General features: G+C 60.4%; 8 protein-coding genes and 1 pseudogene. 4 read left to right on the forward strand and 5 right to left on the reverse strand.

Going from position 1 to position 6,965, the window contains the following annotated elements; all coding sequences use genetic code 11:
• Window positions 1–69 precede the first annotated feature (69 nt).
• Entirely contained in the window at window positions 70–669 is a 600-nt protein-coding gene (locus DSM107133_RS21880) for a TetR/AcrR family transcriptional regulator (protein WP_047998085.1), read from the reverse strand.
• Entirely contained in the window at window positions 656–988 is a 333-nt protein-coding gene (locus tag DSM107133_RS21885; protein WP_047998146.1) for a helix-turn-helix domain-containing protein, read from the reverse strand. The genes DSM107133_RS21880 and DSM107133_RS21885 overlap by 14 nt, the downstream gene beginning before the upstream one ends.
• A 153-nt stretch (window positions 989–1,141) precedes the next feature.
• Between DSM107133_RS21885 and DSM107133_RS21890 the strand changes: the two genes are divergently transcribed.
• Both DSM107133_RS21890 and DSM107133_RS21895 read left to right on the forward strand, forming a co-directional pair.
• Complete coding sequence (locus DSM107133_RS21890) at window positions 1,142–1,954, forward strand: class III extradiol ring-cleavage dioxygenase (protein ID WP_047998086.1); 813 nt, start codon at window positions 1,142–1,144, stop codon at window positions 1,952–1,954.
• Between the two features lie 29 nt (window positions 1,955–1,983).
• Window positions 1,984–2,877 carry an SDR family oxidoreductase gene (locus DSM107133_RS21895; protein ID WP_047998087.1) on the forward strand — a complete coding sequence of 298 codons (894 nt, stop codon included), beginning with the start codon at window positions 1,984–1,986 and terminating at the stop codon, window positions 2,875–2,877.
• 78 nt (window positions 2,878–2,955) lie between these two features.
• Here DSM107133_RS21895 and DSM107133_RS21900 read toward each other — a convergent pair whose 3' ends face one another.
• Entirely contained in the window at window positions 2,956–3,654 is a 699-nt protein-coding gene (locus tag DSM107133_RS21900) for an IS6 family transposase (protein WP_047998088.1), read from the reverse strand.
• Window positions 3,655–3,991: 337 nt separating this feature from the next.
• Here DSM107133_RS21900 and DSM107133_RS21905 point away from each other — a divergent pair.
• Window positions 3,992–4,984 (forward strand): annotated as a pseudogene (locus tag DSM107133_RS21905) (tyrosine-type recombinase/integrase).
• Between the two features lie 30 nt (window positions 4,985–5,014).
• Here DSM107133_RS21905 and DSM107133_RS21910 read toward each other — a convergent pair.
• Together DSM107133_RS21910 and DSM107133_RS21915 are read right to left on the reverse strand one after the other, a co-directional pair.
• Entirely contained in the window at window positions 5,015–5,416 is a 402-nt protein-coding gene (locus DSM107133_RS21910) for a type II toxin-antitoxin system VapC family toxin (protein ID WP_067296532.1), read from the reverse strand.
• Window positions 5,416–5,658: a type II toxin-antitoxin system Phd/YefM family antitoxin gene (locus tag DSM107133_RS21915; RefSeq protein ID WP_067296535.1), complete on the reverse strand. Its 243-nt coding sequence runs from the start codon at window positions 5,656–5,658 to the stop codon at window positions 5,416–5,418. The genes DSM107133_RS21910 and DSM107133_RS21915 overlap by 1 nt, the downstream gene beginning before the upstream one ends.
• Before the next feature lie 165 nt (window positions 5,659–5,823).
• On the opposite strand from DSM107133_RS21915, the gene DSM107133_RS21920 reads away from it, so the two are divergent.
• Window positions 5,824–6,708: a recombinase family protein gene (locus DSM107133_RS21920; protein WP_243253625.1), complete on the forward strand. Its 885-nt coding sequence runs from the start codon at window positions 5,824–5,826 to the stop codon at window positions 6,706–6,708.
• Window positions 6,709–6,965: the final 257 nt, after the last annotated feature.

The following is a 6,965-nucleotide window of genomic DNA, read 5'->3' on the forward strand; positions in this document are numbered from 1 at the left end:
ACATCGCGTCAAAAAGGCGTGGCGCCTGCTGTCAAGAGTACATGAAGCCACCTGGATGTCCTCCTCCCGCTAAATCGAGCTATTGCCCGCGGAATAGACGTCTAGAAAGGTGTCGGTAGCTTTCGTGGAATGTTCTGATGCATCGATCCGAGGCTCGAGCGCCAACAGTCTCGGCATGATGACGCCGGACAGGGAGAGATGAATGAACTGACCGGCAGCAGTATGGCAATCCTGCACGTGCAGAGATCCCGCGTCGCGCATGCCTTGAAGGATCCGCGCGACAATTCCGGTAGCCCGCTTCGGACCCGCTTCCATGTATATGTCGCCTGCCTCGGGCAGAACCGAAACCGCACCAATGCAGGAACGCAATAGACGAATGTAGTCATCATCCATCACAAGGTCGATCATGCGCCGTGAGAGCTCTTCCAGGACGCTTCGCGGATCTTCTCTGCTTGATAGCGGTCGAGATATTTCGGCCGAGAGCCTGTCGCACTCCGCTTGCACAACGATCAGAAAGAGCTGTTCCTTGCTTGAACAATGAGCATAAAGGGTTGCCTTGGATACTTTCGCTTCCTCGGCAATCGCATCGACGCTGGCACCTTCGAAGCCAAATTTCAGGAAAACGGTCCTGGCCCCTCTGAGCACATCGTCAACTTTACTGACCCTCATGCCGACCACCTCCCTCGCCTGCGAAGACGCCCTCGTGTTCCCAATTATGTGCAATCTCTCCCAGTGCGTCGAGAACGCTTCGCAAGTCGTTGCCGCGCGACGTCAGGCCATAGGACACCGCAGGCGGAATGGTCTCAGCCTGTTCGCGCCAGATGACACCAGCGCCTTGCAGCATCCGCAGACGCTCGGTCAACATTCGGGTTGATATCCCCGGCACAGCTCGCTTCAGCGCCCCGAACCTTTGCGGCCCCTGATCGCTCAGGACCCAGATGATGTAGGTGGTCCAGGGTCCCATGAGCAGACGCAAAATCGAGTCCATCGGGCACTGTGGCGGGACCTTGGGCATCGCTGTTCACCCTCGGGCTATGCAGTTACTTTTCCGTTCCTACTTTATTTTTCGCCATGCATCAACTATTCAGTGTCTTCACGAGACACGCGAGGTCTCCCTGCAAACCGGGAAGGACAAACGGACATGGCCCGCCAACCCACGTTCTTCATTCCCCACGGGGGCGGCCCCTGCTTCTTCATGGACTGGAACCCGCCCGATGAGTGGGACCGGCACCGGCAGTTCCTGAAGGATCTGCCGGGCACGCTGCCTGAGCGCCCCAGGGCGCTCTTGGTGATCTCGGGTCATTGGAAAGAGCCTGCCTTTACCATGCAGACCAACCCTGCCCCACCGCTTCTGTTCGACTACGGCGGTTTCCCGCCCCATACCTACGAGTTGACCTGGCCTGCCCCCGGCGATCCGGCGCTGGCGGAGCGCGTGCATGACCTGATCCGCGCCGCGGGTCTCCCCGCCGCAAAGGATGCCGTGCGGGGGTTTGACCACGGCGTCTTCGTGCCGCTCAAGGTCGCCTTTCCGGAGGCCGACATTCCCTGCGTCCAGCTGTCGGTTGCCAGCGATCTCGACCCCGGGCGCCATATCGCGCTTGGCCAGGCCCTGGCCCCCCTTCGCGACGAGGGCGTGCTGATCCTCGGCAGCGGCAACACCTATCACAACATGGGCGTGATGATGCGGAGCCTGCGCTGCGGGCCGCGGGGCGACATCGTTGGCGGCGCGTTCGACACCTGGCTGACCGAGGCGACGACCTGCCCCGATTCCGAGGACCGCAACCGCAGGCTGACGCACTGGTCGGACGCACCCGGCGGCCGGGATGCCCATCCGCGCGAAGAGCATCTCATCCCGCTGCATGTCGTGGCGGGTGCGGCGGGCGACGATATCGGTCGCAAGACGCTGGAGGATCACGTTCTTGGCGCTATCGAAAGCGCCTTTCGCTTCGGTTGAACAGAAACTTGGAACAGGAACACAAAGTCATGTCAATTGACATCAAAGGCCCCTTCATCGTGACCGGTGCCTCCGGCCAACTCGGCAGTCAAGTCATCGAGAACCTGCTGGCGCAGGGGGCCGAGCCCCTTGTTGCAATCACCCGCACGCCGGAAAAGCTCGCGGCCCTTCTGGGGCGTGGGGTCGACGTCAGGGCAGGCGATTTCAATGACCCGGCCGCTCTTGGTGCGGCCTTTGCCGGCGGCGGGCGGCTGCTGATCATCTCGACGGACGACCTTGAGCCGGGCAAACGGCTTGCCGCGCACCGTAACGCGATCGCCGCCGCGCAGGACGCCGGTGTTTCGCATATCGTATATACGTCGCTCACCAACCCGGATGAAAGCAGCCCGATAACCTTTGCCGCCGATCACCGTGAGACCGAGGCGCTGATCAAGCAGACCGGCATCCCGCACACGATCCTGCGCAACTGCCTTTATGCCGATCTCTTGTTGCAGAGCGGACAGCAGGCAATCAATGCGGGGGCGCTATACGCGGCAGCAGGCGAAGGCAAAGCAGGCTATGTCACGCGCGAAGATTGCGCCCGCGCTGCCGCCGCGGCCCTGTTGTCCGAGACCGGATCGACCCTGCGCGACATCACCGGACCCGAGGCCGTCGGCCATGCCGAGATCGCCGCGATCCTGTCCAAAGTTTCCGGAAAGAAGATCCCCTATGTCTCGATCACGCGCGATGCGCTTGTCGAGGCTATGGTCAAGAACGGCCTGCCGGAGTTCGTCGCGGATGTCTTCTCATCCTTCGACGTCGCCATTGCTACGGAAAGTCTTGATGTTGCCTCGCATGAGGTTGAAAAACTGATCGGGCAGAAGGCGGAGTCGGTCCGGGATTTCCTGCTGGCAAACAAAACCGCTTTGACAGGACAGGCGTAAACGACACGCCCAAAGGGCATTGCTAAGTTGTTGGCCGCGTGTCGTAGGGTGTTGCAGGTCTGTAAATTACGCCACCATCTAGATGGTGTATTCTGCCCAGAGGCTGAACGCGTCAGCTCGGGCGTGGCGATATGAGTTTGCGGTGAGTTGAAATCGGCGGGGACGGAAAATCAGGTTGATCTGATCGTGAGCGGATAGAAACCTCTGAGCCTGCCGATGTGACTTGAACCGGCCGAATATCTTCTCTCGCTTCCGGGTCGGCCTGTGTGATCCTTCGATGGCGTTGTTCAATCCCTTGTGGGCGCGGTGGTCAGCGTCCGGTGCCAATGTTTTGATCGGCTTGACATAGCTGCGCAGCTTGTCGGTGATCACGACCCTCGGCTCGCCGAACTGATTGATCAGCCTTTGGAGAAACCGCTTGGCTGCTTTAGCGTTTCGTCGCGTTTTCACGAGAATGTCGAGGACGTCCCCTTCCGCGTCGATGGCACGCCACAGCCAATGTTTCTTCCCTCGAATCGAGATAACGACCTCATCCAGATGCCATTTGTCATTGGGGCGAGGACGATCGCGCCGGACGCAATTTGCGAAATGTGGACCAAAGCGATTGACCCACAACCGGATCGCTTCCCGGCTTACAATCACACCGCGCTCGGCCAGCAGGTCTTCGACGTCGGCCGTGCTCATTGCGAAGCGATGGCAAGCCCAAACAGCGTATGCGATGATTTCGCGAGGGAACCGGAAGCCCTTTAGGCGCAGGATACTGGTTGGGATTTTCATGACGTTGAAATAGCCTGATCATGCAAGCTGAACAACTTGGCAATGCCGGGCGTGCCGGGTGAATGTCATGCTTCAAGCTTACGTCATCACGGCGCTTTCTTCCAGAAAATAGCACTATAAGCGCCTCGCCTTGTCGGCCGCAGCTATGCCAATAAGTTTGCCATTTATCAGACGCATAAAGATGTGCTCAGCGACAGTTCAATTTCATCGCCGGAATCAGTGGAAAATGCCCTCAGAGATCGAGAAAACGACGTCGGCGAACTCTGATAAATTTAATAATTCGCGCATCGACGAGAGCGATCAAGAGTAAAGCGACGGCATCGCCCTGCCCTCTCATATGGCCGGGTCTGGCAGCCTCGATCGGCTGGTGGATACCGCCCGGGACTATGCCCGCGCCGCCGCCTCGGATAATACGCTGAAAGCTTATGCCGAGGACTGGACCCATTTTGCGCGCTGGTGCCGGATGAAAGGCGCCAAGCCGTTACCCCCCTCGCCCGAGATGATCGGGCTTTACCTCGCTGATCTCGCCTACGGGTCGGGCCCCTCCCCAGCCCTATCGGTCAGCACGATCGACCGCCGTCTCTCCGGCCTTGCGTGGAACTATGCTCAGCGCGGGTTCGCCCTCGATCGCTAGAACCGCCACATCGCGACGGTGCTTGCTGGGATCAAGCGCAAACACGCGCGCCCCCCCCCGGTGCAAAAGGAAGCGATCCTAGCCGAAGACATCCTCGCGATGGTGGCAACCCTTCCTTTCGACCTGCGCGGCCTGCGGGATCGGGCGATCCCGCTGATCGGCTATGCTGGCGGTCTGCGCAGGTCTGAAATTGTCAGCCTCGATGTTCACAAGGACGACGCGCCGGACTCTGGCGGTTGGATCGAGATCTTCGACAAGGGCGCCCTGCTCACCCTCAATGCCAAGACCGGCTGGCGCGAGGTCGAGATCGGCCGCGGCTCCAAGGACCAAACCTGCCCTGTCCATGCGCTCGAGCAATGGCTGCACTTCGCAAAGATCGACTTCGGCTCGATCTTCGTCGGTCCCTCGCGCGATGGCAAAAGGGCGTTCGAAACGAGACTGAACGACAAACATGTCGCCCGGCTGATCAATCAAACCGTCCGCGACGCCGGGATCCGGTCGGATCTGCCAGAAGCGGAACGGCTGGCGCTGTTCTCCAGCCATTCGCTGCGTTCCGGTCTGGCCAGTAGCGCCGAGGTTGACGAGCGCTATGTCCAGAAGAAGCACCTCGGTCACGCCTCTGCCGAGATGACCCGCCGTTATCAGCGCCGCCGCGACAGATTCCGGGTGAACCTGACCAAGTCCGCGGGGTTGTGACGCCCCTGCCCTGCCGCAACAAACCGCACCCTAGAACGGATTCTCGATCGTCACCCCCGTCGGCGCGAAATCACTGACATTTCCAGTGACAACGGTTGCAGCATGCCGCAGCGCCGAGGCCGCGATCATCAGATCAGCGCCTGCGTGACCGACCTCTGCCGACAACCGGCCCCAGATGCGAGCGTCCTCGGCATCGAACGGCAGCAATCGGTCAGAAAAAAGCAGGACGGTCCGATCAAGCCAGGAGCGAAGGTCACGCGCAAAACCGGGATCGCGCCCCTCCTGCTGGCGGATGCCGCGCTCAATTTCACCCAGTGTGATAACGCTCAGGAAAAGGTCCTGCTCGGCCTTCCCGCGCAACCAGGCCGCCACCTGAGGCGCACGGTCCGGGCGGCGCACAGCCGAAATGACGTTGGTGTCGAGAATATACATCAAAAGCTTACGTCACGCGGTGCGGCTTTGGCGCGCGGGACATCCCCACCAGGAAATGCCATCAGATGCTCTGCAAAACTCTCGCGCGCTCTCACGGCCCCATCAACCAGCCTGTGGTATTCATCCGCAGACAGGATGACCACCGCCGGCTTGCCGCGTCGTGTGACTTCTTGGGGCGTCCCTGCCAGCGCGGCATCGACAACCGCACTGAACTTGTTTTTCGCATCTTGAACTGTCCACATCGCACTTCACCTAGCTAGCTATCTAGCTAGATATATCATTTGCTGGAGGTCCAATGTCAAGGTGAGAGAAAGACGATTGAGCAGCGCTAGCCCAGATATCACGACACCATCACGCGTAATCGGTCGTTTAGTAACGGTATATGAAATTGCAAACGGCCGATTTTCATGCCCCTGATAGGCTATGCGCGCGTATCCACAGAGGATCAGACCCCCCTGCCCCAGTCTGAGGCCCTGCAAACTGCGGGATGCGTCGAGATCCATGAAGAACAGGCCTCGGGCGGCAATCGTGCGCGGCCGGTGCTTGCGCGGGTGTTGGAGCGCATCGGCAAGGGCGACACGCTGGTGGTCGTGCGGATTGACCGCCTCGCGCGATCCCTGTCGCATCTGCTGGAGGTGATCGAGCGGCTGGAGGCCAAGGGTGCGTTCTTTCGTTCCATTCAGGACCCGATCGACACCGGGTCCCCGCAAGGCAAGTTCACGCTGCAGGTTCTGGGCGCCGCGGCCGAGTTCGAGCGGGCGCTGATCCGGGAACGTACCAAGGCGGGGCTGGCGAGCGCCCGTACCAAGGGCCGGGTCGGCGGGAACCCTGGACTGCGGGCCAAAGACCCTGCTGCTCTTCGCAAAGTGCGGCTGGCGCGACAAGACGGCTACATGGAGCGTCTGAACGAGACGGCACAAGATTGGGTGCCCCATGTGCGCCGGTTGCGACCCGACTTGGCCTGGGAAGACGTGGTGCGCATCATCAACGGCCCATTGCCCGAGGCGCGTCGCTGGACCCAAAGCCGTCTCTTGCGCGCTGTGAATGCCTATGTCCGCGACGGCTTCCTGCCGGCCGAGGTGCTGGCCCGCGCCGGGCGCCGCGAAACCGACGACCGTCTGCCCGCCATCGTCGCCGGCATCAAGGGCGCGGACCCCGACATCACGCTTCAGGCGATCTGTACCCGGCTGGAAGCGATGCGCGAACGCACACCACGCGGGCGGACAAGCTGGCAGCCTTCTTCGGTCAAGATGCTACTGGAGCGGGCTGAGAGGCTGGGGCTGCTCGATTGAGATTCCCGAGAATCGCCCATCCGATTCTGCCGACTGATTTCTGTACGCACTCACAATACATCTTGTGGTCACTACGTAGTTGGCAACGAGGTGTTGAAGTAGAGCGAGAGCGCAGTCGCCCAAGACGCTGATTTTTAACAGTTTACCGTCGACAGAAATCGGTGCCTTCAACGCCCCCAGGCCGCTCAACGGTTTGGTCTGGATTTATCCACAATATCTGTTAAGCTTTGCAAAACAATAAAGACTTGAGGGCAGTG

The organism is Pseudosulfitobacter sp. DSM 107133 (assembly GCF_022788695.1).
In the GTDB taxonomy this organism is placed as follows: domain Bacteria; phylum Pseudomonadota; class Alphaproteobacteria; order Rhodobacterales; family Rhodobacteraceae; genus Pseudosulfitobacter.

Coding starts and splice junctions, on each gene's coding strand:
- DSM107133_RS21885 (WP_047998146.1), bottom strand. CDS start 988: ATGGACTCGATTTTGCGTCTGCTCATGGGACCCTGGACCACCTACATC.
- DSM107133_RS21920 (WP_243253625.1), top strand. CDS start 5,824: ATGCCCCTGATAGGCTATGCGCGCGTATCCACAGAGGATCAGACCCCC.
- DSM107133_RS21880 (WP_047998085.1), bottom strand. CDS start 669: ATGAGGGTCAGTAAAGTTGACGATGTGCTCAGAGGGGCCAGGACCGTT.
- DSM107133_RS21910 (WP_067296532.1), bottom strand. CDS start 5,416: ATGTATATTCTCGACACCAACGTCATTTCGGCTGTGCGCCGCCCGGAC.
- DSM107133_RS21895 (WP_047998087.1), top strand. CDS start 1,984: ATGTCAATTGACATCAAAGGCCCCTTCATCGTGACCGGTGCCTCCGGC.
- DSM107133_RS21900 (WP_047998088.1), bottom strand. CDS start 3,654: ATGAAAATCCCAACCAGTATCCTGCGCCTAAAGGGCTTCCGGTTCCCT.
- DSM107133_RS21915 (WP_067296535.1), bottom strand. CDS start 5,658: ATGTGGACAGTTCAAGATGCGAAAAACAAGTTCAGTGCGGTTGTCGAT.
- DSM107133_RS21890 (WP_047998086.1), top strand. CDS start 1,142: ATGGCCCGCCAACCCACGTTCTTCATTCCCCACGGGGGCGGCCCCTGC.